Annotated in this window: 27 protein-coding genes; 19 read left to right on the forward strand and 8 right to left on the reverse strand. The window is 69.9% G+C overall.

Annotated features, from left to right (window positions below; genetic code table 11):
* Nucleotides 1–4: 4 nt before the first annotated feature.
* Nucleotides 5–883 (reverse strand): D-alanyl-D-alanine carboxypeptidase family protein, encoded by an 879-nt coding sequence (locus AWC24_RS15560; protein WP_085086400.1) that lies wholly within the window; start codon nucleotides 881–883, stop codon nucleotides 5–7.
* A gap of 47 nt (nucleotides 884–930) precedes the next feature.
* Here AWC24_RS15560 and AWC24_RS15565 point away from each other — a divergent pair, with 47 nt between their 5' ends.
* From AWC24_RS15565 to trmD, 5 genes are all read left to right on the forward strand, one after another.
* Nucleotides 931–1,359, forward strand: coding sequence for a nuclear transport factor 2 family protein (locus AWC24_RS15565; protein WP_085086402.1), 429 nt, complete (start codon nucleotides 931–933; stop codon nucleotides 1,357–1,359).
* Nucleotides 1,360–1,528: 169 nt separating this feature from the next.
* Nucleotides 1,529–2,053, forward strand: coding sequence for a 30S ribosomal protein S16 (rpsP, locus tag AWC24_RS15570; protein WP_085086404.1), 525 nt, complete (start codon nucleotides 1,529–1,531; stop codon nucleotides 2,051–2,053).
* 8 nt (nucleotides 2,054–2,061) lie between these two features.
* Nucleotides 2,062–2,304 (forward strand): RNA-binding protein, encoded by a 243-nt coding sequence (locus tag AWC24_RS15575; RefSeq protein ID WP_019736217.1) that lies wholly within the window; start codon nucleotides 2,062–2,064, stop codon nucleotides 2,302–2,304.
* 11 nt (nucleotides 2,305–2,315) lie between these two features.
* Nucleotides 2,316–2,837 carry a ribosome maturation factor RimM gene (gene rimM / locus AWC24_RS15580; protein ID WP_085086406.1) on the forward strand — a complete coding sequence of 174 codons (522 nt, stop codon included), beginning with the start codon at nucleotides 2,316–2,318 and terminating at the stop codon, nucleotides 2,835–2,837.
* A complete protein-coding gene (gene trmD / locus AWC24_RS15585) occupies nucleotides 2,834–3,535 on the forward strand; it encodes a tRNA (guanosine(37)-N1)-methyltransferase TrmD (RefSeq protein ID WP_085086408.1) in 702 nt (233 codons plus the stop codon). The genes rimM and trmD overlap by 4 nt, the downstream gene beginning before the upstream one ends.
* Here trmD and AWC24_RS15590 read toward each other — a convergent pair.
* Nucleotides 3,532–4,425 carry a hypothetical protein gene (locus AWC24_RS15590; protein ID WP_085087107.1) on the reverse strand — a complete coding sequence of 298 codons (894 nt, stop codon included), beginning with the start codon at nucleotides 4,423–4,425 and terminating at the stop codon, nucleotides 3,532–3,534. The two genes, trmD and AWC24_RS15590, sit on opposite strands and share 4 nt — an antisense overlap.
* 388 nt (nucleotides 4,426–4,813) lie before the next feature.
* On the opposite strand from AWC24_RS15590, the gene rplS reads away from it, so the two are divergent.
* The 11 genes from rplS to AWC24_RS15645 all read left to right on the forward strand — a co-directional run bounded on the left by rplS (nucleotide 4,814) and on the right by AWC24_RS15645 (nucleotide 13,937).
* Nucleotides 4,814–5,155, forward strand: a complete 342-nt coding sequence (gene rplS, locus AWC24_RS15595) for a 50S ribosomal protein L19 (RefSeq protein WP_085086410.1) — start codon at nucleotides 4,814–4,816, stop codon at nucleotides 5,153–5,155.
* An 86-nt stretch (nucleotides 5,156–5,241) separates the two neighbouring features.
* Nucleotides 5,242–6,081, forward strand: a complete 840-nt coding sequence (gene lepB / locus AWC24_RS15600; protein ID WP_085086412.1) for a signal peptidase I — start codon at nucleotides 5,242–5,244, stop codon at nucleotides 6,079–6,081.
* 2 nt (nucleotides 6,082–6,083) lie between these two features.
* On the forward strand, nucleotides 6,084–6,791 hold the full coding sequence (locus tag AWC24_RS15605; protein ID WP_085086414.1) for a ribonuclease HII: 708 nt from the start codon (nucleotides 6,084–6,086) through the stop codon (nucleotides 6,789–6,791).
* Nucleotides 6,792–6,798: 7 nt separating this feature from the next.
* Nucleotides 6,799–7,104 carry a DUF2469 domain-containing protein gene (locus tag AWC24_RS15610; protein WP_012393608.1) on the forward strand — a complete coding sequence of 102 codons (306 nt, stop codon included), beginning with the start codon at nucleotides 6,799–6,801 and terminating at the stop codon, nucleotides 7,102–7,104.
* Between the two features lie 41 nt (nucleotides 7,105–7,145).
* Nucleotides 7,146–7,811 carry a GNAT family N-acetyltransferase gene (locus AWC24_RS15615; protein ID WP_085086416.1) on the forward strand — a complete coding sequence of 222 codons (666 nt, stop codon included), beginning with the start codon at nucleotides 7,146–7,148 and terminating at the stop codon, nucleotides 7,809–7,811.
* 118 nt (nucleotides 7,812–7,929) lie between these two features.
* Nucleotides 7,930–8,298 (forward strand): YraN family protein, encoded by a 369-nt coding sequence (locus AWC24_RS15620; RefSeq protein ID WP_085086418.1) that lies wholly within the window; start codon nucleotides 7,930–7,932, stop codon nucleotides 8,296–8,298.
* Nucleotides 8,298–9,809: a YifB family Mg chelatase-like AAA ATPase gene (locus AWC24_RS15625; RefSeq protein ID WP_085086420.1), complete on the forward strand. Its 1,512-nt coding sequence runs from the start codon at nucleotides 8,298–8,300 to the stop codon at nucleotides 9,807–9,809. Before AWC24_RS15620 ends, AWC24_RS15625 begins: the two co-directional genes overlap by 1 nt.
* A complete protein-coding gene (dprA, locus tag AWC24_RS15630) occupies nucleotides 9,806–10,942 on the forward strand; it encodes a DNA-processing protein DprA (RefSeq protein WP_085086422.1) in 1,137 nt (378 codons plus the stop codon). The genes AWC24_RS15625 and dprA overlap by 4 nt, the downstream gene beginning before the upstream one ends.
* A 40-nt stretch (nucleotides 10,943–10,982) precedes the next feature.
* Complete coding sequence (locus AWC24_RS15635) at nucleotides 10,983–11,840, forward strand: siderophore-interacting protein (RefSeq protein ID WP_085086424.1); 858 nt, start codon at nucleotides 10,983–10,985, stop codon at nucleotides 11,838–11,840.
* Nucleotides 11,841–11,844: 4 nt separating this feature from the next.
* Nucleotides 11,845–13,005, forward strand: coding sequence for an alpha-hydroxy-acid oxidizing protein (locus tag AWC24_RS15640; protein ID WP_085086426.1), 1,161 nt, complete (start codon nucleotides 11,845–11,847; stop codon nucleotides 13,003–13,005).
* A gap of 32 nt (nucleotides 13,006–13,037) precedes the next feature.
* Entirely contained in the window at nucleotides 13,038–13,937 is a 900-nt protein-coding gene (locus AWC24_RS15645) for a tyrosine recombinase XerC (RefSeq protein WP_085086428.1), read from the forward strand.
* Here AWC24_RS15645 and AWC24_RS15650 read toward each other — a convergent pair.
* The gene (locus AWC24_RS15650; RefSeq protein WP_085086430.1) at nucleotides 13,934–14,422 is read right to left on the reverse strand and encodes a M23 family metallopeptidase; all 489 of its coding nucleotides are present in this window, start codon (nucleotides 14,420–14,422) and stop codon (nucleotides 13,934–13,936) included. The two genes, AWC24_RS15645 and AWC24_RS15650, sit on opposite strands and share 4 nt — an antisense overlap.
* Nucleotides 14,423–14,655: 233 nt before the next feature.
* Here AWC24_RS15650 and rpsB point away from each other — a divergent pair, with 233 nt between their 5' ends.
* The 3 genes from rpsB (at nucleotide 14,656) to AWC24_RS15665 (ending at nucleotide 17,862) form a co-directional block, all read left to right on the forward strand.
* On the forward strand, nucleotides 14,656–15,495 hold the full coding sequence (gene rpsB / locus AWC24_RS15655) for a 30S ribosomal protein S2 (RefSeq protein ID WP_085086432.1): 840 nt from the start codon (nucleotides 14,656–14,658) through the stop codon (nucleotides 15,493–15,495).
* Nucleotides 15,496–15,510: 15 nt separating this feature from the next.
* Nucleotides 15,511–16,338: a translation elongation factor Ts gene (tsf, locus tag AWC24_RS15660; RefSeq protein WP_085086434.1), complete on the forward strand. Its 828-nt coding sequence runs from the start codon at nucleotides 15,511–15,513 to the stop codon at nucleotides 16,336–16,338.
* A gap of 114 nt (nucleotides 16,339–16,452) precedes the next feature.
* Nucleotides 16,453–17,862 carry an amidase gene (locus tag AWC24_RS15665; RefSeq protein ID WP_085086436.1) on the forward strand — a complete coding sequence of 470 codons (1,410 nt, stop codon included), beginning with the start codon at nucleotides 16,453–16,455 and terminating at the stop codon, nucleotides 17,860–17,862.
* Between the two features lie 3 nt (nucleotides 17,863–17,865).
* On the opposite strand, the gene AWC24_RS15670 is transcribed toward AWC24_RS15665, so the two are convergent.
* Genes AWC24_RS15670 through AWC24_RS15690 form a run of 5 tightly spaced genes read right to left on the reverse strand, consistent with a single transcriptional unit; the run spans nucleotide 17,866 to nucleotide 22,872 of the window.
* Nucleotides 17,866–18,285 (reverse strand): MarR family winged helix-turn-helix transcriptional regulator, encoded by a 420-nt coding sequence (locus AWC24_RS15670; RefSeq protein ID WP_085086438.1) that lies wholly within the window; start codon nucleotides 18,283–18,285, stop codon nucleotides 17,866–17,868.
* Nucleotides 18,286–18,324: 39 nt separating this feature from the next.
* A complete protein-coding gene (locus AWC24_RS15675) occupies nucleotides 18,325–19,800 on the reverse strand; it encodes a hydrogenase large subunit (RefSeq protein ID WP_085086440.1) in 1,476 nt (491 codons plus the stop codon).
* Nucleotides 19,800–21,266, reverse strand: a complete 1,467-nt coding sequence (locus tag AWC24_RS15680; RefSeq protein ID WP_085086442.1) for a proton-conducting transporter transmembrane domain-containing protein — start codon at nucleotides 21,264–21,266, stop codon at nucleotides 19,800–19,802. Before AWC24_RS15680 ends, AWC24_RS15675 begins: the two co-directional genes overlap by 1 nt.
* Nucleotides 21,266–21,922 (reverse strand): hypothetical protein, encoded by a 657-nt coding sequence (locus AWC24_RS15685; protein WP_085086444.1) that lies wholly within the window; start codon nucleotides 21,920–21,922, stop codon nucleotides 21,266–21,268. The genes AWC24_RS15680 and AWC24_RS15685 overlap by 1 nt, the downstream gene beginning before the upstream one ends.
* Nucleotides 21,919–22,872 (reverse strand): respiratory chain complex I subunit 1 family protein, encoded by a 954-nt coding sequence (locus AWC24_RS15690; protein WP_109560533.1) that lies wholly within the window; start codon nucleotides 22,870–22,872, stop codon nucleotides 21,919–21,921. The genes AWC24_RS15685 and AWC24_RS15690 overlap by 4 nt, the downstream gene beginning before the upstream one ends.

The following is a 22,872-nucleotide window of genomic DNA, read 5'->3' on the forward strand; positions in this document are numbered from 1 at the left end:
CGGCCTACAAGCTGCCGATGCCGGACATCGGGCCCTGCGCGAAGCCCCAATCCAGCAGCGCACCGGCCTGATCCCAGTAGGTCGGGCCGCCCTCGTGGATCAGCCCGTACATCATCGCCACCACCAGCCGTCGGCCGTCGCGGGCGGCCGCGCCGACATAGGTCTTGCGGGCCGCGTCGGTGAATCCCGTCTTGCCGCCGATCGCGCCGGGATAGCGGGCCAGCAACTCGTTCATGTTGACGATGGTGCGCTCGCCGGACTCGGTGGGGAACATCGCGGAGGGCAGCGCGGTGATACCGGCGAACACCGGGTCGGCCATCGCCGCCCGGAAGATGACCGCCAGGTCATGCGGAGTGCTCGCGCCGGGACCGCCGGGGCCGTCCAGCCCGGATGGCGTGCTGGCGTGGGTGGCGGTGGCTCCGAGCGCGGCGGCCTTGGCGTTCATCTTCGCCACCGCCGCTTCCTGTCCGCCCAGCATGTCCGCGAGTGCGTTGGCGGCGTCGTTGCCCGACACCAGCAGCAGGCCTTCGATGAGCTGACGCGCGGTGTAGCTGCGGCCGGGCTTGATGCCGAGGCAGTTGCACTCCACCGCGGTGTCGGCCGGGGTGGCGACCACGGTGTCGTCGGGGTTCAGCTCGTCGAGTGCCACCAGTGCGAGCAGCACCTTGATCGTGCTGGCCGGCGGGGTGACGGCGTAGCCGTTCTGCTCGGCGAGCACCTCCCCGGAGTCCAGATCGGCGATCAGCCAGTTCGGCGCCGGGCCGGCCGGAATCGGTGCGGAGCCCAACGGCTGGGCGACATCGGCGGAGGCGGACACCGCGGTGGTGGTGAGCAGGCCCAGCACGGTCGCGGCCACGGCCCACAAGGCCAGAATTTTCCGCATGGCCGGTTACCTTACCGCCCGCCACCACGGCAGTGTTGAATCGAGGAATGCTGAGCCAGGCCGAAATGTCGGACCGGTGGCAGATCCAGCAGCTGCTGGTCGATTACTCCACCGCCATCGACACCCGCAACTTCGATGACCTCGACGCGGTGTTCACCGACGACGCCTACATCGACTACCGTGCGATGGGCGGGATCGACGGGAACTACCCGCAGGTGAAGGCCTGGTTGGCGGAGGTGCTGCCGAATTTCGCCGGCTACGCCCACATGCTGGGCCTGCCGTCGATCCGGGTCGACGGCGACACGGCCACCGCGCGCACCTTCTGCTTCAACCCGATGGTGTTCGGCTCCAAAGACACCGAGACACCGGCGACCATGCTGCTGGGCCTGTGGTACGACGACGAGTTCGTCCGCAGCCCCGACGGCTGGCGGATGACCCGCCGGGTCGAGACCAAGTGCTTCGAGAAGCTGCCCTGAGGCGATTTCTGCTGACCGGGCCGGTTCTGGCAGAATGGGCGGCTGTCCGCCGCGCGACTGTGCCCTGTTGAGGGGCGTGCGGTCACGCGGCGCACACGCGAGGCAAAACCGGACGGGGGCAAGTCCGCCCCTGTCGCTGAATTGCAGCGTGCTACCAAGGAGTTAAGTCATGGCTGTCAAGATCAAGCTCACCCGGCTCGGCAAGATCCGCAATCCGCAGTACCGCATCTCGGTCGCCGACGCGCGGACCCGCCGGGACGGCCGTTCCATCGAGGTCATCGGCCGCTACCACCCCAAGGAAGAGCCGAGTCTGATCGAGATCGACTCGGAGCGTGCCCAGTACTGGCTGTCGGTCGGTGCCCAGCCCACCGAGCCGGTGCTCAAGCTGCTGAAGATCACCGGTGACTGGCAGAAGTTCAAGGGGCTGCCCGGCGCCGAGGGCAAGTTGAAGGTCAAGCCGGCCAAGCCGTCCAAGTTGGAGCTGTTCAACGCCGCGCTGGCCGAGGCCGAGGGCGGCCCGACCACCGAGGCGACCACCGCCAAGAAGAAGAAGGCTCCGAAGGCGGCAGAGGGCAAGAAGGCCAAGGACGACGGCGGCGAGGCCAAGGACGACGCCAAGGCCGAGGCCCCGGTGGAGGACACCGCTGCCGAGACGCCCGCTGCTGACGCCGCCGAGCCGGCCACCGAGAGCTGAGCGCGACGATGAGTGCAGTGGTGGCTGATGCCGTCGAGCACTTGGTGCGCGGCATCGTCGACAACCCCGACGACGTCCGGGTGGACATGGTGACCAACCGGCGTGGCCGAACCGTCGAGGTTCACGTCCACCCCGACGACCTGGGCAAGGTGATCGGTCGCGGCGGTCGCACCGCCACCGCGTTGCGCACCCTCGTCGCCGGTATCGGTGGACGCGGCATCCGCGTGGACGTGGTCGACACCGACCGATAGCCGGCCGGCTCATGGAGCTGACGGTCGGGCGGGTGGTCAAGGCCCACGGCATCACCGGCGAGGTCGTGGTCGAGGTCCGTACCGACGACCCGGACGAGCGATTCACCCCCGGCGCCGTGCTGTGCGCCAAGAAGCGTGGTGAGCGGCCGCGCGATGTTGTGCTCGACACGGTGCGCCGGCACGGCTCGCGGCTGCTGGTGCGGCTGGCCGGGGTGTCGGACCGCGACGCGGCCGATGCGCTGCGCGGCAGTCTGCTGGTGATCGACTCGGCGGATCTGCCCCCGATCGATGAGGACGACACCTACTACGACCATCAGCTCGAAGGTCTGCGGGTGCGCACCGAGGCGGGGCAGGACATCGGCACGGTGACCGAGGTGCTGCACACCGGGGCCGGTGAGCTGCTGGCGGTCCGCCGCACCGACGGCGGAGAGCTGTTGGTGCCGTTCGTCTCGGCGATCGTCACCTCCGTGTCGCTGGCCGAGCAGCTGGTGTGCATCGATCCGCCCGACGGGCTGTTGGAGCTGTCGTCGTGAGGGTCGACGTCGTCACGATCTTCCCGGCTTACCTGGACCCGATACGGCAATCGTTGCCGGGCAAGGCGATCGAGTCCGGGATGGTCGAGTTGAGCGTGCACGATCTGCGGCGCTGGACCCACGATGTGCACCGCTCGGTCGACGACACCCCCTACGGCGGGGGACCGGGGATGGTGATGAAGGCCCCGGTCTGGGGTGACGCGCTCGACGAGATCTGTTCGGAGCAGACGGTTCTGGTCATCCCGACGCCGGCCGGGGCACTGTTCGACCAGGCCACTGCGCAGCGGTGGAGCCGGGAACAGCATCTGGTGTTCGCCTGCGGCCGCTACGAGGGCATCGACCAGCGGGTCGTCGACGACGCCGCCCGGCGGATGCGGGTCGAAGAGGTCTCGATCGGCGACTACGTGCTGGCCGGCGGCGAGTCCGCGGTGCTGGTGATGCTGGAGGCGGTGCTGCGGCTGATGCCCGGGGTGCTGGGGAATCCGGCTTCGCAGCAAGATGATTCGCATTCGCCGGATCGCGATGGACTCCTGGAGGGGCCCAGCTACACCCGCCCGCCGGACTGGCGCGGCCTGCAGGTGCCCGAGGTGCTGCTCTCGGGCGACCACGCGCGGATCGAGGCCTGGCGCCACGAGGCCGCGTTGCAGCGCACCAGGGAACGCCGGCCGGACCTTCTCGGCCGCGACGAAACCCGCTAGATCCGGCCGCCGGGGAAGATGGTCTTGACGGCCTGGGTGATGGTGTCACGCGCCGTGGCGTCGTCGCTGGGCTGCAGTGACTCGATCACCACCACGTAGCGCCGGTCCGCGCCGACCACGCCGGTCGACAGGTGCATCCAGTTGTTGCCGATGCAGCACATCCAGCCCTGCTTGACCGCCGCCGGTTCGTTGTACAGGCCCTCGGGGATCCCGAACCGCTGCGGGTAGCCGTCGATGCCGGTCGGGGTGGATTGCGCCAGGTCGTTGATGATCATGTTGGCCTGGTCCGCCGGCAGGCCGCCGGCGCCGTTGAGCAGCATGTCGTAGTAGCGGGCCAGGTCCGGTGCGGTGCTGATGGTGTTCCACCAGGCGCCGTTGGACGGCGGTCCGGTGCCGGCCAGGCCGTAGCGGCCGGCCACCCGGGTGATGATCGCGTTACCGCCGCGCCGGTTCCAGAACGTCTCGGCGGCGCCGTCGTCGGAAGACCGCAGCATCACGTCCAGGGCGGCCTGGTCGTCCGCCGACAACGCGCCCTCGGTGTCGTGCAGCAGATCGTCGGCGATGAACAGCTTGGCCACCGAGGCGGTCGCGATGGAGTGGGTGTTGCCGTTGGTGACCAGTTGATGGGAGATCCGGTCCAGCACGGCCACCGAGATGCTGGCACCCGCCTTGGCCGCTTCCTCGGTGGCGTCCTGCATGCGTGCCGCCAGGCCGTCGACCACGGCGACCGGTGGGATCGCCGGGGCCCGGGGTGCGTCGATCGCGGTGGCCACCGGCGCCACTTCAGGCGCCCGGTTCTGCGGGGGACGGGTCGCGGCGGCGCCGTAGACCTTCTCGTCACAGCCGAATATCACCGTCGAGATCACCATGACCACAGTCAGCAGAAGCATCGATGGCCGCACGGCGGGTATGCCTCCTCAACAGGTATCGGTCGGGTAACCGACATCTACGGGCTCGCCACACTGCTGCCATCGGCCCGCCGGATAGATTACCGCGTGCGTAACGGGATTGTGCAGTCGACCTTGCATCAGACTTATCATGCGTCCGGCGGCCCCGGCGGTAACTACCAGCGGCGATTTGTGCGATTTCGCTGGTTGCGCCGCGTCTGGCACAATTGAGCAGTTGTCGCCCGGCAGTTGATTCTGCAGTGGAGCCCGGCGTCCCGGTCACCGCACGATGCGACAACAGGCCAGAACCCATCGGCTCGGCTACCGTCTGCACGCGCACCGTGCGCGCAGACCGGCCGTCAGCCGCGACCCGCGAGGAAGTGTTTCCGCAATGAACACGCTGGACATCGTCGACAAGGCGTCGCTGCGCGACGACATCCCGGCCTTCGGCCCCGGCGACACCGTCAACGTGCACGTGAAGGTGATCGAAGGCACCAAGGAGCGCATCCAGGTGTTCAAGGGCGTGGTGATCCGTCGGCAGGGTGGCGGCATCCGCGAGACGTTCACCGTCCGCAAGGAGAGCTACGGCGTCGGCGTGGAGCGCACCTTCCCGGTGCACTCGCCCAACGTCGACCACATCGATGTCGTGGTCCGCGGTGACGTCCGCCGGGCCAAGCTGTACTACCTGCGTGAACTGCGTGGCAAGAAGGCCAAGATCAAGGAGAAGCGCTGACTCGCGCGCCCGTGCCGGCCCCTGCGGTCGGGCGACAGCCCGCGGTCGGTCTCCGGCCGTGCTGACGCGGTCACTACCCTGATCTCGTGACCGAAACCACGGGCTCGTCACCCGAGAACACTCCCGAGGCCGACCAGCCCGAGGCCGACGGCGGCGCGTCGCAGACGGACGCATCCGAGGACCGCAAGCGCACCACGCTGCGTGAGTCGGTCGTGCTGGTGGCGACCGCGCTGGTGTTGTACTACCTCATGCTGACGTTCGTGGCGCGTCCCTACCTCATCCCGTCGGAGTCGATGGAGCCGACGCTGCACGGCTGCCACGGTTGCGTCGGCGACCGGATCATGGTCGACAAGGTCACCTACCGGTTCAGCGACCCGAGCCCGGGTGACGTCGTCGTCTTCAAGGGCCCGCCGTCGTGGAACGTGGGTTACAAGTCGATCCGGTCCGACAACACCGCGATCCGTTGGGTGCAGAACGCGCTGTCGTTCATCGGATTCGTCCCGCCCGACGAGAACGATCTGGTCAAGCGGGTGATCGCGGTGGGCGGCCAGACGGTGCAGTGCCGCAACGACACCGGCCTGACCGTCGACGGCAAGAGGCTCGACGAGCCCTACCTGAATCCGGCCACCCTCATGGTCGACCCGATGGTCTACCCGTGCCTGGGCAATGAGTTCGGTCCGGTGACCGTGCCGGAGGACCGGTTGTGGGTGATGGGCGACAACCGCACCCACTCGTCGGACTCGCGGGCGCACTGCGACACCGTGGCGGTGCAGCCCGATCTGCGGCGCCGGGTCCTGTGCACCGGCGAGGACCTCGACGCCGGCACGGTGCCGGTGAGCAACGTGATCGGCAAGACCCGGTTCATCGCCTGGCCGCCGTCGCGTTGGGGGCCGGTGAAAGCGATCAACCCGCAGCAGGGCCCGTAGCGATGGCCCCGGCCTGGCCGCCACGCACAGTGATCCGCCGCTCACCGGGACTGCGCACCCTGGAGTCGGCGCTGTACCGCAGCGGGCTGGGGCCGGTGGCCGGCGTCGACGAAGTGGGCCGCGGCGCCTGCGCCGGACCACTGGTGGTGGCCGCCTGTGTGCTCGGGCCGGGCAGACCCGCCGCGCTGGCGGCGCTCGACGATTCCAAAAAGCTCACCGCCAACGCCCGCGAGCAGTTGTTCCCGCTGATCCGCCGGCACGCGCTGGCCTACCACGTGGTGTTCATCTCGCCGGCCGACGTCGATCTGCGCGGTGTGCACGCGGCCAATATCGAGGGGATGCGCCGCGCGGTGGCCGGGCTGGCGCTGCGGCCCGGTTATGTGCTCTCCGACGGATTCCGGGTGCCGGGGCTGCCGATGCCGTCGCTGCCGGTAATCGGCGGTGACGGCGCCGCGGCCTGCATCGCCGCGGCGAGCGTGCTGGCCAAGGTCAGCCGCGACCGGTACATGGCGACGCTGGACGATCCCGGCTACGGCTTCGCCGACCACAAGGGGTACTCCACCGCTGCGCACACCGCGGCACTGGCGGCCCTGGGGCCGTGCGGCCAGCACCGCTACTCGTTCATCAATGTGCGCAGCGTGGCGGCCCTGGCCGCCGCGGTGACAGGGACAATGGGGACGAACCGAGCAGAAGGACGACTGAGCAGATGAGTGCCCGATGAGTGCGGAAGATCTCGAGAAGTACGAAACCGAGATGGAACTCTCGCTGTACCGCGAATACAAGGACATCGTGGGCCAGTTCAGCTACGTCGTGGAGACCGAGCGGCGGTTCTACCTGGCCAACAGTGTCGAGATGGTGCCGCGCAACGCCGACGGCGAGGTGTATTTCGAGCTGCGGCTGGCCGACGCCTGGGTGTGGGACATGTACCGGCCGGCGCGGTTCGTCAAGCAGGTACGGGTGGTCACCTTCAAAGACGTCAACATCGAAGAGGTCGAGAAACCCGAGCTGCGGCTGCCCGAATAACGGCACAGCGCCGAGGTGGACTTGGGTCTAGGCTGACTGGCATGACCGCTGTCGACCGTGCCGTCTCCCGTCGGGAGATCACCGATGCCCTGCTCAAAGCCATGGAACGTCGCCATGAGGTGCTCGACGTGATCGTCGAATCCGATGACCGCGCGTCTGCGGTGCAGGCGATCGCGAACCTGCTCGGCACCTCGCCGGCGGGATGTGAAGCGGTGATCGGGATGTCGTTGGATCAGCTGACCAAGGATTCCCGGAGCCGGATCGCCGCCGAACTCGAGGACCTGAACAACGAGCTGACCTTCACGCTCGGTGACCGGCCGGCGAGCTCCGGCGAGGCCCTGCTGTTACGCCCGTTCGCCGGTGACCCGGATCGCGACATCTTCGAGCTGCGTACCACCGACGTCGGCGCCAGCGGTGACGGATCCGGCGCTCCGGCCGGCGGTCTCGACGACGAGATCCGCTCCGCGCTGTCCCGGGTGGATGACGAGGACGCCGCGTTGTTCGTCGCGATCGACGGTGCGCAGAAGGTCGGGATGGTCTTCGGCGACCTCAGCCGCGGCGAGGTGAACGTGCGGATCTGGATCCAGCCCGAACATCGCAAGAAGGGTTACGGCACCGCCGCGCTGCGCCGAGCGCGTACCGAGATGGCGGCCTACTTCCCCGGGGTGCCGCTGGTGGTGCGGGCGCCGGGGGCACGCTCCGGCTAGCCACCGGTGGTCCGGCGGCTGTGGATGAAGCCGCCACTGTGCATAACTGACTGGGGTGCAGCCGGTTTCAGTCTGCCGCGGCTCGACGCTGTCGGTGCGATGACCCAGCCTGATCGGCATGACAACCATGACGCGCGCCGAATTGGGGGCGCTCGGGGAACAGCTGGCCGTCGACCACCTGGTGGGGCAGGGGTGGTCGATCCTGGCCCGCAACTGGCGCTGTCGCTACGGCGAACTGGACGTGATCGCCGCGGACCCGGCCCGGCGCTGCGTGGTGTTCGTCGAGGTGAAAACCCGCACCGGTGACGGTTTCGGCGGGCTGGCCTATGCGGTCCCGCCCCAGAAGATGCGCAGATTGCGCAGGCTGGCCGGAGTGTGGCTGGCCGGCCAGCAATCTCACTGGGACGACGTCCGCCTGGACGTGATCGGTGTGCGGATCGGGCGGTGCCGCACCCCGGAGATCACTCACCTGCAGGGGGTGGGGTGATGGCGTTGGGTCGGGCGTTCTCGGTCGCGGTGCGCGGTCTCGACGGCCTGATCGTGGAGATCGAGGCCGACATCACCTCGGGCCTGCCCGGAGTGCATCTGGTGGGCCTTCCCGATGCCGCCGTGCAGGAGTCGCGGGATCGGGTGCGGGCGGCGATCACCAACAGTGAGCAGCGTTGGCCGGCAGCGCGATTGACGCTGGCGCTGTCACCGGCGACGCTGCCGAAGATGGGCTCGGTGTACGACATCGCACTGGCCGCAGCGGTGCTCTCGGCCAATCGCGACACCCGCTGGCCGCGGCTGGAGAAGACGGTGCTGCTCGGCGAGCTGGCGCTGGACGGCCGGGTGCGGCCGGTGCACGGGGTACTGCCGGCGGTGCTGGCCGCCAAGAACGACGGCTGGGCGTGCGCCGTGGTGCCGGTGGACAACCTCGCCGAAGCCAGTCTGGTGGACGGCATCGAGGTCTACGGCGTGGCGACGCTGCGACAGCTGCACGACTGGCTGGACGGTTCGGCACGGCTGCGGGAACGGGTCACCACGGCGGCGCCGGAGATCCTCCCGGCTGCGGACCTGGCCGAGGTGGTCGGCCAGGCCCAAGCCCGGTTCGCTGTCGAGGTGGCCGCGGCCGGCTCGCACCACCTGCTACTCACCGGCCCGCCTGGAATCGGAAAAACCATGCTGGCCCAACGGCTCCCGGGGTTGCTGCCGCCCTTGACCGAAAGTGAGTCGCTGGAGGTCACCGCGATCCACTCGGTCGCCGGCCTGTTGTCGGGCAGCGCACCGTTGATCACCAGACCGCCGTTCATCGCACCGCACCACAGCTCCAGCGTGGCGGCGCTGGTCGGGGGCGGCTCCGGAATGGCCCGGCCCGGCGCGGTGAGCCGCGCCCACCGCGGGGTGCTCTTCCTCGACGAGTGCGCCGAGATCCGGGTCAGCGCCCTGGAAGCGTTGCGAACACCGTTGGAAGACGGCGAGATCCGGTTGGCCCGACGCGACGGCGTGGCCTGCTACCCGGCCCGCTTTCAACTGGTGATGGCAGCCAACCCCTGCCCGTGCGCGCCGGCCGACCCGCGCGACTGCACCTGCAAGTCGATGGAGAAGCGGCGCTACCTCGGCCGGCTGTCCGGACCGCTGCTGGACCGGGTGGATCTGCGGGTGCAGATGCATCCGGTGCGGGCCGGCGCGTTCTCGGCCGTCGACGGCGAATCGACGGCCGCGGTGCGCGCCCGGGTCGCCGACGCCCGTGCCGCAGCGACACAGCGCTGGGGCCCGTACGGCTTTCGCACCAACGCCGAGGTCAGCGGCGCGTTGCTGCGCCGGAAGTTCCGACTCAGTGCTGCGGCGATGGCACCGTTGCGCACCGCACTGGACCGCGGCCTGTTGTCGATCCGCGGGGCGATCCGAACCCAACGGGTGGCCTGGACGCTGAGCGACCTGGCGGGCTGCAGCTCACCCGGCCGGGACGAGGTCGCGGCGGCACTGAGCTTTCGGCAGCCCGGAGCGCACCGATGAACGCCGCCGACGCCACCGTGCGTGCCTGGGCCTACCTGTCCCGAGTCGCCGAACCGCCGCGCCCGGATCTGGCCGCATTGGTCGCGCGGGTCGGTCCGGTGGAGGCGGCGGAGCGGATCCGGCGCGGCGCCGTCGAACCGAAACTGGCCGAACACACCGAGGCCAGACGACACATCGACTCCGCGGCCGAGGACCTGGAGTTGCTGTATCGCCGCGGCGGGCGGCTGATCACCCCCGATGACGAGGAATGGCCGCTGCTCGCGTTCGCCGCCTTCGACGGCGCCGCGGCCGCGAAGAAACCGGACTGCCGTGCACCGCTGGCGCTGTGGGCGGTAGGCCCGGCACGCCTTGACGAGACCGCCGAACGCGCGACCGCGATCGTCGGGACGCGGGCGGCGACCGGCTACGGCGAGCTGGTGGCCGCGGACCTGGCCGCCGGGCTGGCCGAACGCGACGTGGCCGTGGTGTCCGGCGGCGCCTACGGCATCGACGGCGCTGCTCACCGCGCCACCCTCGCCGCCGAGGGCACCACGGTGGCGGTGCTGGCCGGTGGTATCGACATCTGTTATCCGGCAGGGCATTCCGCGCTGCTGCACCGCATCGGTGGGCACGGGCTGCTGGTCACCGAATACCCGCCGGGTGTGCGACCGGCCCGCCACCGGTTTCTGACCCGCAACCGGCTGGTGGCGGTCCTGGCCGGGGCGACGGTGGTGGTGGAGGCGGGACTGCGCAGCGGCGCGGCGAACACCGCGGCATGGGCGCGGCTGCTGGGCCGGCCGGTGGCCGCGGTCCCGGGGCCGGTCACGAGTGCGGCCTCGGCCGGCTGTCACCGGTTGCTGCGCGGGGGCGCCGAAGTGGTCACCCGCGCCGACGAGGTGATCGAACTGGCCGGCCGGGTCGGGGAGCTGGCGGCCGACCCGCCACGACCGGCCGGCCCGCTGGACGGGCTCAGCGTCGCCGAACATCAGGTCTACGAGGCCTTACCGGGCCGCGGGGCCGCCACCGTCGATCAGGTCGCGGTCGCCTCCGGGCTGGCGCCGGCCCAGGTGTTCGGGCCGTTGGCGATGTTGGAGGTGGCCGGCCTGGTGGAGCGGCGTGACGGCAGCTGGGCGATAGTCCGCCCGAAGCGGTAGCTCGTATAGTCGGCCAAGGCAGCCGAGACGGGAGGGCAACGTGGCAGGACGACCGGTTCACACCTTCGCGGTGGTCCGCACCGAAGAGCTCTCTGAGCACATGACACGGGTGGTCTTGGGCGGTGCCGGATATGACACCTTCCGCCCGAGCGAATTCACCGACTCCTACGTCAAGGTCGTCTTTGTACGCCACGACCTCGACGTCGCGGCACTACCGCAGCCGTTGACCCTGGACAGCTTCGACGCACTGCCGGACCAGGACCGCCCGGCGATCCGCACCCTGACGGTGCGGCGCGCCGATCCGGTCGCCCGCGAGATCATCATCGATGTCTCGGTGCATGGCGACCACGGCGTCGTCGGTCCGTGGGCCACCGCCGCCCAGCCCGGCCAGCCGGTCTACCTGATGGGGCCCAACGGCGCCTATGCGCCCGACCCTTCAGCCGACTGGCACCTGTTGGCCGGTGACGAGAGCGCGCTGCCGGCGATCTCGGCGGCCCTGGAGGCACTCCCGGCCGGCGCCGTGGGCAAGGCCTTCATCGAGGTCGCCGGACCGGAGGATGAGATGGCACTCGCCGCGCCGTCAGGGGTGCAGCTGAACTGGCTGCACCGCGGCGGCCGCGCCGATCTGGTCGGGCAGGACCGGGCCGGCGACAATGCCCCGCTGGTCGAGGCGGTCACCACCACGCTGTGGCTGCCGGGCCAGGTTCAGGTGTTCATCCACGGCGAGGCCCAGGCCGTCATGCACAACCTGCGGCCCTACATCCGGAAAGAGCGCGGTGTGTCGGCCAAGTGGGCGTCGATCTCGGGCTACTGGCGGCGTGGCCGCACCGAAGAGACCTTCCGGCAATGGAAGAAAGAACTCGCCCGCAAAGAAGCGGCCGAGACTGCGGCAGACTAGCGGCATGGCGTTCGGCGACTACCAGTTCGAGATCTACCTGCAGGGCCTGGCCGGGGTGGTGCCCGCGCTGCCGATGACCTACACCGAGTTGGAGGCCAAAGCCGCTGCCGCGCTTTCCCCGTCGGTGTGGTCCTATGTGGCCGGCGGGGCCGGCGACGAGCGCACCCAGCGGGCCAATGTCGCGGCTTTCGACGGCTGGGGGCTCATTCCACGGATGTTCGTCGGCGCCACCGAACGCGATTTGTCGATCGAACTGTTCGGGTTGCGCCTGCCCGCACCGATCTTCATGGCGCCGATCGGCGTCATCGGCATCTGCGCCCAAGACGGCCACGGCGACCTGGCGAGCGCCCGGGCCGCGGCGGCCACCGGCATCCCGCTGATGGTCTCCACCCTCACTGCCGACCCCCTGGAGGACGTCGCCGCCGAATTCGGCGACACACCGGGGTTCTTCCAGCTCTACACACCCAAGAACCGGGACCTGGCCGCCAGCCTGGTGCACCGTGCCGAGGCGGCCGGCTACCGGGCGATCGTCGTCACGCTGGACACCTGGGTCCCGGGCTGGCGTCCCCGCGACCTGGCGACCTCGAACTTCCCCCAGCTGCGCGGGCACTGCCTGTCCAACTATTTCTCCGACCCGGTGTTCCGGGCCGGGCTGGCCCAGCCGCCCGAGGAGAACCCGCAGGCCGCCGTGCTGTCCTGGGTGCAGACCTTTGGCAACCCGCTGACCTGGGACGACCTGCCGTGGCTGCGGTCGTTGACCGACCTGCCGCTGATCGTCAAGGGGATCTGTCACCCCGACGACGCACGGCGCGCCAAAGACGGCGGCGTCGACGGCATCTACTGCTCCACCCACGGTGGGCGCCAGGCCAACGGCGGGCTGCCGGCGCTGGACTGCCTGCCTGATGTGGTGGCGGCCGCCGACGGGCTGCCGGTGCTGTTCGACTCGGGCGTCCGTACCGGCGCCGACATCATCAAGGCGTTGGCGTTGGGCGCGACCGCGGTGGGAATCGGCCGGCCCTACGCCTACGGGCTGGCGCTGGGCGGCGTCGACGGGATCGTGCACGTCCTGCGTTCGCTGCTGGCCGAAGCCGACCTGATCATGGCGGTCGACGGCTATCCATCACGGCTTGATCTCACCCCGGATACGCTGCGGCGCGTCACCTGAGCCGATGACCGGCCTCTGCGACCGTAAGTCGTGTGGACGCGATTCTCGAGGAGTTCGACGAGCATCTGGCGCTGGAGCGGGGGCGGTCCGAACACACCCGCCGGGCCTATCTGGGTGACCTGCGGTCGCTGTTCGCGTTCCTCGCCGAGCGCGGCCACAGCGGCATCGGCGGTCTGAGCCTGCCGCTGTTGCGCAGTTGGCTGGCCGAACAGGCCGGCGCCGGTGCGGCGCGCAGCACGCTGGCACGGCGCACCTCGACGGTCAAGACCTTCACCGCCTGGGCGGCCCGGCGCGGCCTGCTGGCATCGGATCCCGGTGCGCGCCTGCAGCTGCCGAAGTCGCACCGCATACTGCCCGCGGTACTGCGCGAAGACCAGGCGCACGACATCATGCTCGCCGCGAAATCCGGTGCAGAGCAAAATGATCCGATTGCATTGCGGGACCGGCTGATCGCCGAGATGCTTTACGCCACCGCGGTGCGGGTCAGCGAACTGTGTGGGCTCGACGTCGACGACGCGGACGTCTCACGCCGGCTGCTGCGGGTGCTCGGCAAGGGCAACAAACAGCGGACGGTGCCGTTCGGCGAGCCCGCCGCCGAGGCGTTGCAGGCCTGGCTGGCCCGGGGCCGCCCACTGCTCGCGACGGCGGAATCCGGCCCGGCCCTGCTGCTCGGCGCCCGCGGTGGTCGGCTGGACCCGCGGCAGGCCCGCACCGTGGTGCACCAGACCGTCGCCGCGGTCGGCGGCGCCCCCGACATGGGGCCGCACGGGCTGCGCCACACCGCGGCCACCCATCTGTTGGAGGGCGGCGCGGACCTGCGCATCGTGCAGGAACTGCTCGGCCACTCCAGCCTGGCCACCACGCAGCTCTACACCCACGTCACGGTCGCCCGACTGCGCGCGGTGCACGATCTGGCCCACCCCCGGGCCTAACCGACCGGTTTGAGCCGGATCGGCGTCGAAGCCAGCAGCCCCAGCGGATCGACGTAATCGGCGCGCGAAGCCGGGCCCCACATCGCCCCCCAGTGCAGGCATGCCGCGGCACCACAGTCCGGATGCCCGGGCTCCAGGACACCGATCACCGTCGCGGCCGTCACCCGCTGACCCGGGCGCACCAGGGCCCGCACCGGCTGATAACTGGTGCGCAACCCGCCCGGATGGGCCAGCGAGACCACCGGCGCGCCGCCGGCCGGCGCGGCGAACACCACCGTCGCCACTCCCGCCGCATACACCTGCTGGCCCGCGACACCGGCCAGATCCACCCCCCGATGCCCGCGCTGCCAATCCGGGCGCGGCGCATCGAATCCGCGCACCACCGCCGGGCGCGGGCGCAGCGGCCAGTCCAGCCGGAACTCTTCGGCGTGCGCCGGGGCGGCCGCCAGCAGGCTTGCGACCAGGAGCAACGCCGTGAACCGCACCCGGCCAGTTCACCCCGGCGGACCCGAAACCGGCCAGTCACCGCTGTGGACAAAGCACCTGTTCGGAGCGTGTAAACTCATTTGCGCAGTTCGCGTATGCGGGCTGACTTCGCGTGTCTGCAGCACAACGCAGATGCCGACGGTCCCCGAGAGGGGTTCGGCATCTCAGCAGGCACCAGGGCCCGGCCTCACCCGACGCCGGGCGGCAACCGACAAAAAGGATATGGCCAACCATGGCTGTTGTAACCATGAAGCAGCTGCTCGACAGCGGCACCCACTTCGGGCATCAGACCCGTCGCTGGAACCCCAAGATGAAGCGGTTCATCTTCACCGACCGCAACGGCATCTACATCATCGACCTGCAGCAGACGCTGACGTTCATCGACAAGGCGTACGAGTTCGTCAAGGAGACCGTCGCCCACGGCGGGTCCATCATGTTCGTCGGCACCAAGAAGCAGGCGCAGGAGTCGGTCGCGGCCGAGGCCACCCGGGTCGGCATGCCGTATGTCAACCAGCGCTGGCTGGGCGGGATGCTCACCAACTTCTCCACCGTGCACAAGCGGCTGCAGCGCCTCAAGGAACTCGAGGCCATGGAGCAGACCGGCGGCTTCGAGGGACGCACCAAGAAGGAAATCTTGATGCTGACCCGCGAGAAGAACAAGCTGGAGCGCAGCCTCGGCGGTATCCGCGACATGGCCAAGGTGCCGTCGGCCGTCTGGGTCGTCGACACCAACAAGGAGCACATCGCCGTCGGCGAGGCGCGCAAGCTGGGCATCCCGGTCATCGCGATCCTCGACACCAACTGCGACCCCGACCTGGTCGACTACCCGATCCCGGGCAATGACGACGCGATCCGCTCGGCGGCGCTGCTGACCAAGGTGATCGCGTCCGCGGTGGCCGAGGGCCTGCAGGCCCGCGCCGGCCAGGGCAACGGCGAGGGCAAGGCGGAAGCCGATGCGGTCGAGCCGCTGGCCGAGTGGGAGCAGGAGCTGCTGGCCTCGGCGACGACTACGGCCGCCACCTCGGCCCCCGAGGCGCCGGCCGCTACCGACACCACCACCGACGCATCGTAGGAAAGGCACACCACAGTGGCGAACTACACCGCTGCCGACGTCAAGCGGCTTCGGGACCTCACCGGCGCAGGCATGATGGACTGCAAGAACGCGCTGGCCGAGAGTGACGGCGACTTCGACAAGTCCGTCGAGTTGCTGCGGATCAAGGGCGCCAAGGACGTCGGCAAGCGCGCCGAGCGTGCCACCGCCGAAGGGCTGGTCGCCGCCAAGGGCGGTGCGTTGATCGAGCTGAACTCCGAGACGGACTTCGTCGCCAAGAACGACGAGTTCAAGGCACTCGCCGACGAGGTCGTCACCGCCGCCGCGGCGGCCAAGACCTCCGACGTCGAGGAGCTCAAGAACGCCAAGATCGGGGACCGCACGGTCGGGGAGGCCGTCGAGGCGCTGTCGGCCAAGATCGGCGAGAAGCTGGAGCTGCGCCGGGTCGCCTACTTCGACGGCACCGTGGAGACCTACCTGCACAAGCGGGCCTCCGACCTGCCGCCGGCGGTGGGTGTCCTGGTCGAGTACGAGCCGGGGACCGGGTCGGAGGGCGCTGCGGCGGCCCACGCGGTGGCGCTGCAGGTAGCCGCGCTCAAGGCCAAGTACCTGACCCGGGACGACGTGCCCGCCGACTTGGTGGCCAACGAGCGGCGCATCGCCGAGGAGACCGCCAAGGAGGAGGGCAAGCCCGAGGCTGCCCTGCCCAAGATCGTCGAGGGCCGGGTCACCGGCTTCTTCAAGGACGTCGTGCTGCTGGAGCAGTCGTCGGTGTCGGACTCGAAGAAGACGGTCAAGGCGCTGCTCGACGAGGCCGGTGTGACCGTGACCCGCTTCGCGCGCTTCGAGGTCGGCCAGGCCTAGATCCCTTCGTTCGAGCGAATCGCCGCCGCGGCGCCCACGGGCAGCGGCGGCGATTCTCGTTCGGGCTTGACTACCCGGGATGAAGCTCGGCCGTCGTCGGCTAATGTCACCGACATGCGATATGTGCACGCCTTCGGTGACGACGCACTCGGCGACTCCGACGCGGTCGGCCTGGTCGAGCGGATCCGGTCGGGCGACGTGTCGCCCGCCGAGCTCGTCGAAGCTGCGATCGCGCGCGCCGAGGCGGTCAACCCGCAGCTGAACGGGCTGGCCTATCGCGCCTTCGACCGCGCTCGGGCCGAGGCGGCGGCACCGCGGCCGGGCTACTTCGGTGGCGTTCCGACATTCGTCAAGGACAACGTCGACGTCGCCGGGATGCCGACCATGCAGGGCACCGACGCGTGGCAGCCGCGCGCCGCGGCCGCCGACGGGGACTTCGCCCGGCTGTACCTGAACACCGGGCTCGTCGCGCTGGGCAAGACCCAGCTCAGCGAGTTCGGGTTCAGCGCGGCCGCCGAGCACCCGCGGCTGGGCGCGGTCCGCAACCCGTGGAATACCGATCACACCGCGGGGGCGTCGTCGTCGGGCTCGGCGGCGTTCGTCGCGGCCGGGGTGGTGCCGATCTCGCACGCCAACGACGGCGGCGGCTCCATCCGGATCCCGGCGGCGTGCAACGGGCTGGTCGGCCTCAAACCGTCACGGGGCCGGCTGCCACTGGACAAGGATATGCGTGCCATGCCGGTGCGCATCGTCTACAACGGGGTGGTCACCCGCTCGGTGCGCGACACCGCGGCGTTCTACGCCGAAGCCGAACGGATCTGGCGCAACGGCAAGCTTCCGCCGGTCGGTGACGTCCGGGGCCCGGGCGCGCAGCGGCTCCGGATCGCGGTGGTCACCCAGTCGATCGCGCGCGAGATCTCCACCGAGATGCGTGAGCTGACCCTCAAGACCGCCGCATTGCTCGAGGAACTCGGCCATCACGTCGACTACCTGGACCGACCGCCGGTGCCGGCGCGCTTCGCCGACGACTTCCTGCTCTACTGGGCGTTGTTGGCCACCGCGTTGGTACGGGGCGGGCGGCGGATGTTCGGGCCGAGCTTCGACCGCAGCCGGCTGGACAGCTTGACGCTGGGGCTGGATCGCCACGCCACCCGGCGGCTGCACAAGCTGCCGCTGGTGATCGCCCGGTTGGCGGGCGTGCGCCGCCATACCGAGCGGATGTTCCGCGACTACGACGTCGCTCTCACCCCGACGCTGGCCCATGACACGCCACCGGTCGGCCACCTGGACCCCACCGCCGGCTACGAGCAGGTCATCGAACGGCTGATGGACTGGGTGGCGTTCACCCCATTGCAGAACGTCACCGGTGATCCGGCGATCTCGTTGCCGCTGGCCGAATCCGCGGCCGGACTGCCGGTGGGCATGATGTTCAGCGCCCACCTCGGCCAGGACGCCCGGCTGCTGGAATTGGCCTACGAGCTGGAGGCGGCGAAGCCCTGGCCGACCATCACCGGCCCGCGCTGAGCCTCACTCCGCACCGATCCGTTCCAGCATCTGCCGGAACTGTTGTTGTTCGGCCGCGCTCAGCGCGGCCAGCACCCGGCCGTCGGCGACGCGCACCGCGTCCTCGGCGCGGGTCAGCAACTCCCGGCCGGGGTCGGTCAGCGTCGCCGGCAGCGCCCGCCCGGACGGCACCGATTGTGGCCGGCTCACCGCGCCCCGGTTCTGCAGCCGGTGCAGCACGGTGTTCATGGCTTGCGGTGTGACGCTGGTGTACCGGGCCAACTCGGCACTGGACAATCCCGGGTGCTGGGAAAGCACTCGCATGCAGACGAATTCGGGCAATGTCAGCCCCAACGGTCCGAGCACCGCGGACACCTGTGGGCGCAGCGCCGAGCTGACGCGGTAGAGCAGATAACCCAGCGGAGCGTCGTTCACGTCACCCATATCAAAGATCTTGACATACGGGGTGGTTACGGTGAGGCGCTATAAGTCGTTTCCCGCGTAGGACAGGTTGAAGCTCTTGTTCGTCAGCGGGAAGTCCGGGACGATGGTGTCGGTCATGGCGAGCGGCAGCGCGGGCCAGTTGAACCAGGACGGGTCGACGATCTTGGCGCGGGTGATGGCTCCATCGGCGCCGGTCTCCACCCGGTGCACGATGCTGCCACGCCACCCCTCGACGATCCCGACCCCGCTGGCGGCGCCCGTCGGCCCGCGGACCTGTGCCCGGACGTCGATCGGCCCGTGGTGGCCGTCGATGAGGTTGCGGCACAACGCCACCGAGGCGGCGAACTCGTCTCGGCGGACGGTGTAACGGGCCAGCACGTCGCCGGCTGTCGCCGTCACCTCCGTCACCGGCAAGTCGGTGGTCGGGTGATCAAGGCGGGCATCGGTGACCAGCCCGCTGGCCCGCGCCACATACCCCAGGGTTCCGATCGCCTCCGCATCCGCGCGGTCCAGCACCGAGGTGCCGGCGAACCGGTCATAGATCACCGAGTTGCCCAGCGTCAGCTCGGCGATCTCAGCGACGTCGTCGGCCAGCGCCTGCAGTCGATCCGGGTCGGGCAGCGCTTGCAACACCACGCCTCCCGGCCGGATAGCCTTACGCAGCAGTCGATCTCCGGTCGTTTGCGCATTGATGCGCAACAGCTGTTCACGGACGCGCTGAGCGTGGGAGTTGGCCAGCCCGAAGCTGACGTCGTTGGCCAGCGCGCCCAGGTCGGCGACATGGTTGTAGAGCCGTTCGAGCTCGACCAGCAAGGCGCGCAGCCGGTGTGCCGGATCGGGCAGTTCTACGCCGAGGGCCTCTTCGACGGCGAGGCTGTGCGCCAACGCGTGGCCGGCGGAGGTGTCACCGCTGATCCGCTCGGCCAGTTCGACCGCGCCGCCGGCGGGCCGGCCGGCAAACAGTCGCTCGATTCCACGGTGCACGAACCACAGCCGCGCCTTGAGCCGCAACACCGATTCACCGACCACCGAGAACCGGAAGTGGCCCGGCTCGATCAGGCCGGCGTGCACCGGTCCGACCGGAATCTCATAGACACCGGCCCCCTCGACGTTGAGGAACGGAAAACGGCCCGTCGCAACGAAGTCCGGTGGCGGCCCGGCGTCGTTGCGCATCGGGTGCCAATCCTGCGGCCAGTGCGCGTGCCGGACCAGCCGGCGCGGTTGCGGATGACCCACCGGGGTGATCCCGTACAGGTCCTGCATCTCGCGCTCGAAGCGGCCGGCCTGAAACGACAACCGCGCCAGCGAGGGAATCGACGGCCGCTGCGCCGGAATGGTCAGGGTCAGTTCGGTGCGGCGGTCCGGCCGGCCCGCCAGGAACAGATACACCACCCGCAAGGTGTCGTCGTCGTCGTGGGCGGCCACCAGCGCGAGCCGGAAACCGTCGGCGAGCAGGGCGGCGGCCGCGTCGGGCAGCTCGGCACCGGAGACCCCACAGCGCTTGACCGGGCCCATCAGAGCCCCCCGAGTTGGGTTGCTGCGGTGCTGAACAGGCTTGTCAGCGGTCCGGCCGTCACACCGAGTGCGACGGACACCAGCACCCCGGTCACGAGTGCGGCCGCGACGGTGGCCGGCACCAGGATCGCCGGGCCGTCGGTGCTCGGTGTGCCCAGCAGGATGCGGCCGGACTTCGCCATCAGCGCGGCGAACGCCACCAGCAGCGCCACCAGCGCCACCGCCAGCGCCCACGCCAGCCGGGCGTCGGCCAGCGAGGTCGCGATGGCCAGCTCGCTGGCGAACATCGCAAACGGTGGCAGGCCCAGCAGCACCACCATTCCGACCGCGAATGCGCCCCCGACCAGTCGTGACCTGCCGAGCACCCCGGTGATCTCGCTGATCGCAGTCGTGCCGTGGGCGGCCTGCAGCTGGCCGCCGGCCAGGAACAGCACCGTCTTGCCGACGCCGTGCGCCAACACGTGCAGCAGCAGCGCCGCGATCGCCAGCCGGGTGCCGGCGGCCGCGGCGACGGCCATCAGGCCCATCGTCTCCATCGACGAATAGGCGAGCAGCCGTTTGAGATCGCCTGTGACGGTCAGCAGCAGCGCGGCGATGAGCAGCGTCGCCAGGCCGGTGGCCAGCAGCGCGGCCCGCAGGAAGGCGGGACCCGTCGCGGCGTCGATGATGGGCTTGATGCGGATCAGCACCGAGAACGCGACCGAGAGCAGCACCCCGCTCATCAACGCCGAGACCGGTGCCGGTGCCTGGCTGTGCGCATCGGCGAGCCAGGTGTGAAACGGTGCCAGACCCATTTTGGCGCCGTAGCCGATCAGCAGCAGCGCACCGGCCAGCCGGGTGACCGCCGGGTCCAGCGCAGCCGCGTGGGCCAGCAGCACATCGAGGTGCAGCGCATTCTCGGCACCGGCGCCGGCGTGCAGTGCGGCGAAGTGCAGCAGCACGGTGCCCAGGAACGCGATGGTGATCCCCACCGAACACACCATGACGTATTTCCAGGTGGCTTCCAGTGCGGCACGACTTCGATGATGGCCGACCAGAAACGCGGTCACCACTGTGGTGGCCTCGACGGCCACCCACACCACACCGATGTTGTTGGCCGACACCGCGAGAACCATCGCGGCGAGAAACGCCGGGGTGAGGACGCCGTACATGCGTGCCCCACGCCGATCGGTCACGCCGTGGGCCAACTCGGCGTCGACGTAGCCGATGCTCGCCCAGGTGGCCAGGCTGCCGACGACGCCGATCACGATCAGCATGGTCACCGACAGTGCGTCGGCGCGCAGCAGGCCGTCGAGTGCCAGGTGCGCCCGATCGCCCACCCGGAACCCCAGCGTCACACCACATCCCAGAATCGTCAGTGCCGATCCCAGGGTCGCCACGGCGCTGAGCCGGCGCCAGCCCACGACGAGCGAGAACAGTGACGCCAGCACGGGAGTCAGCAGCGGAAGCAGCATCAGCGGTGTCATCAGTCGCGCAGCTCCCGTAACAGGTCCAGATCCACGCCGCCGAAGGTGTTGCGCAGACGTCCGGTCAGTACGCCCAGCACGATCAACACGAACAGCACGTCCAGGGACGCGCCGAGTTCGACGATCAGCGGGACGCCGGCCGTCAGCAGGAACGCGGTGGCGGCGATCCCGTTGTCCAGCATCAACAGTCCGGCCGCCTGCGAGATGGCATGGCGGCGAGTCGCCATCATGAACAGCGCGATCAGCACGGTGGCGATGGCGGCCGCGGCGGCGGTGGTCGCCGAACTGCGCTGCAGGTCGATGATGGGCTGGGCGATCATGAACGCCACGACCACCAGGGCGGTGACCACCAGCAGTGACGCGGCGGTGCCGACCAGGGGAGTGGCCTCGCGGCGTTCCCGCCGTTCGGCGCCGAGCGCGCGAGCCAGCAACCACGGCAGCGCGACGGCGCGCACCGCCAGCACCGCGACCGCCACCGCGATCAGTGCCCGGTCATGGTCGTGCACCCCGCGAATCAGCGGGATCGCGGCCAGCGCGGCGCCCTGGGCGACGAGCAGTCGCTGCACGGTCACCGACAGGTCCCGGCGCCAGACGGCCAGCACCGCGGCCAACAGCACTCCGCCGGCGGCCAGGTCCAGCATGTTGTGGTAGCTCATCCGCCGGCTCCGCCGAAGAAGTTCGCCGCCGTCACTGCCAGCAACGCCAGCAGAAATGATCCGGCCAGCAGTTCGGGCACCCGGAACAGTCGTAGCTTGGCGATGAACACCTCGACGCCGGCCAAGGCGGCCGCGAGCAGCGCCACCTTGATCGCGATCGCGCCGGCGCCCACCACCACATCGATCAGGCTCGGGTGCGCACCGGCGATGCCCCACGGGAAGAACAGGTTCGCCAACAGCGCCAGCAGCACCGTCAGCCGCATGCCGCTCGCCCACTCGACCAGGGCCAACTTGGGGCCGGCGTACTCCAGAACCATGGCCTCGTGCACCATCGTCAGCTCCAGATGGGTGGCCGGGTTGTCCACCGGCAGCCGGCCGGTCTCGGCGACGATGACGATCACCAGCGCGACGAAAGCCAGTGCGCTGGCCAACGAGACCACCTGACCCGGGTGCTCGACGGTGTTACCGACGATGGCGCTCAGATTGGCCGACCCCGCCGGGATGGACAGCGCGAAGACCGCCAGCAGGATGGTCGGTTCGACCAGCGCCGCGATGGTGATCTCCCGGCTTGCGCCCATACCGCCGAACGCGGTCGCGGTGTCGATGCCGGCCAGCGCGAGGGCCACGGTGCCCAGGAACAACAGTCCCACCACGGTGATCAGGTCGGCGACCGGGTCCAGCGGCGAACCCGTCGCCACCAGCGGTGCGGCGGCGACGATGACCAGCGTGGTGGCGGCCAGCGCTGCCGGGGCCGCGGCGAACACCCAGGTGGTCCCCCGCGGGTTGAGCAGCTGTTTGCCCAGCAGCTTGCGCATGTCCCGCCAGGGCTGCCCGATCCCCGCGCCGGTGCGGCCCTCCGCCCGCGCCCGGACCTGGCGCATCAGGCCGATGACCAGCGGAGCCCCGGCGATGACACCGGTGACCTGTAGGAAACCGGCCAGAACGGTCAT

The sequence above is a fragment of the Mycolicibacter senuensis genome (assembly GCF_002101885.1).
GTDB lineage: Bacteria > Actinomycetota > Actinomycetes > Mycobacteriales > Mycobacteriaceae > Mycobacterium > Mycobacterium senuense.

What these genes read in the sequence shown, in the direction of transcription:
- rimM (WP_085086406.1), top strand. Translation starts at nt 2,316, where the DNA reads ATGGAGCTGACGGTCGGGCGGGTGGTCAAGGCCCACGGCATCACCGGC.
- AWC24_RS15605 (WP_085086414.1), top strand. Translation starts at nt 6,084, where the DNA reads ATGGCCCCGGCCTGGCCGCCACGCACAGTGATCCGCCGCTCACCGGGA.
- AWC24_RS15625 (WP_085086420.1), top strand. Translation starts at nt 8,298, where the DNA reads ATGGCGTTGGGTCGGGCGTTCTCGGTCGCGGTGCGCGGTCTCGACGGC.
- AWC24_RS15685 (WP_085086444.1), bottom strand. Translation starts at nt 21,922, where the DNA reads ATGAGCTACCACAACATGCTGGACCTGGCCGCCGGCGGAGTGCTGTTG.
- rplS (WP_085086410.1), top strand. Translation starts at nt 4,814, where the DNA reads ATGAACACGCTGGACATCGTCGACAAGGCGTCGCTGCGCGACGACATC.
- AWC24_RS15670 (WP_085086438.1), bottom strand. Translation starts at nt 18,285, where the DNA reads ATGGGTGACGTGAACGACGCTCCGCTGGGTTATCTGCTCTACCGCGTC.
- AWC24_RS15565 (WP_085086402.1), top strand. Translation starts at nt 931, where the DNA reads ATGCTGAGCCAGGCCGAAATGTCGGACCGGTGGCAGATCCAGCAGCTG.
- AWC24_RS15680 (WP_085086442.1), bottom strand. Translation starts at nt 21,266, where the DNA reads ATGACACCGCTGATGCTGCTTCCGCTGCTGACTCCCGTGCTGGCGTCA.
- AWC24_RS15610 (WP_012393608.1), top strand. Translation starts at nt 6,799, where the DNA reads ATGAGTGCGGAAGATCTCGAGAAGTACGAAACCGAGATGGAACTCTCG.
- AWC24_RS15615 (WP_085086416.1), top strand. Translation starts at nt 7,146, where the DNA reads ATGACCGCTGTCGACCGTGCCGTCTCCCGTCGGGAGATCACCGATGCC.
- AWC24_RS15590 (WP_085087107.1), bottom strand. Translation starts at nt 4,425, where the DNA reads ATGCTTCTGCTGACTGTGGTCATGGTGATCTCGACGGTGATATTCGGC.
- AWC24_RS15620 (WP_085086418.1), top strand. Translation starts at nt 7,930, where the DNA reads ATGACAACCATGACGCGCGCCGAATTGGGGGCGCTCGGGGAACAGCTG.
- AWC24_RS15640 (WP_085086426.1), top strand. Translation starts at nt 11,845, where the DNA reads ATGGCGTTCGGCGACTACCAGTTCGAGATCTACCTGCAGGGCCTGGCC.
- AWC24_RS15675 (WP_085086440.1), bottom strand. Translation starts at nt 19,800, where the DNA reads ATGGGCCCGGTCAAGCGCTGTGGGGTCTCCGGTGCCGAGCTGCCCGAC.
- AWC24_RS15560 (WP_085086400.1), bottom strand. Translation starts at nt 883, where the DNA reads ATGCGGAAAATTCTGGCCTTGTGGGCCGTGGCCGCGACCGTGCTGGGC.
- rpsP (WP_085086404.1), top strand. Translation starts at nt 1,529, where the DNA reads ATGGCTGTCAAGATCAAGCTCACCCGGCTCGGCAAGATCCGCAATCCG.
- AWC24_RS15690 (WP_109560533.1), bottom strand. Translation starts at nt 22,872, where the DNA reads ATGACCGTTCTGGCCGGTTTCCTACAGGTCACCGGTGTCATCGCCGGG.
- dprA (WP_085086422.1), top strand. Translation starts at nt 9,806, where the DNA reads ATGAACGCCGCCGACGCCACCGTGCGTGCCTGGGCCTACCTGTCCCGA.
- rpsB (WP_085086432.1), top strand. Translation starts at nt 14,656, where the DNA reads ATGGCTGTTGTAACCATGAAGCAGCTGCTCGACAGCGGCACCCACTTC.
- AWC24_RS15575 (WP_019736217.1), top strand. Translation starts at nt 2,062, where the DNA reads ATGAGTGCAGTGGTGGCTGATGCCGTCGAGCACTTGGTGCGCGGCATC.
- AWC24_RS15665 (WP_085086436.1), top strand. Translation starts at nt 16,453, where the DNA reads ATGCGATATGTGCACGCCTTCGGTGACGACGCACTCGGCGACTCCGAC.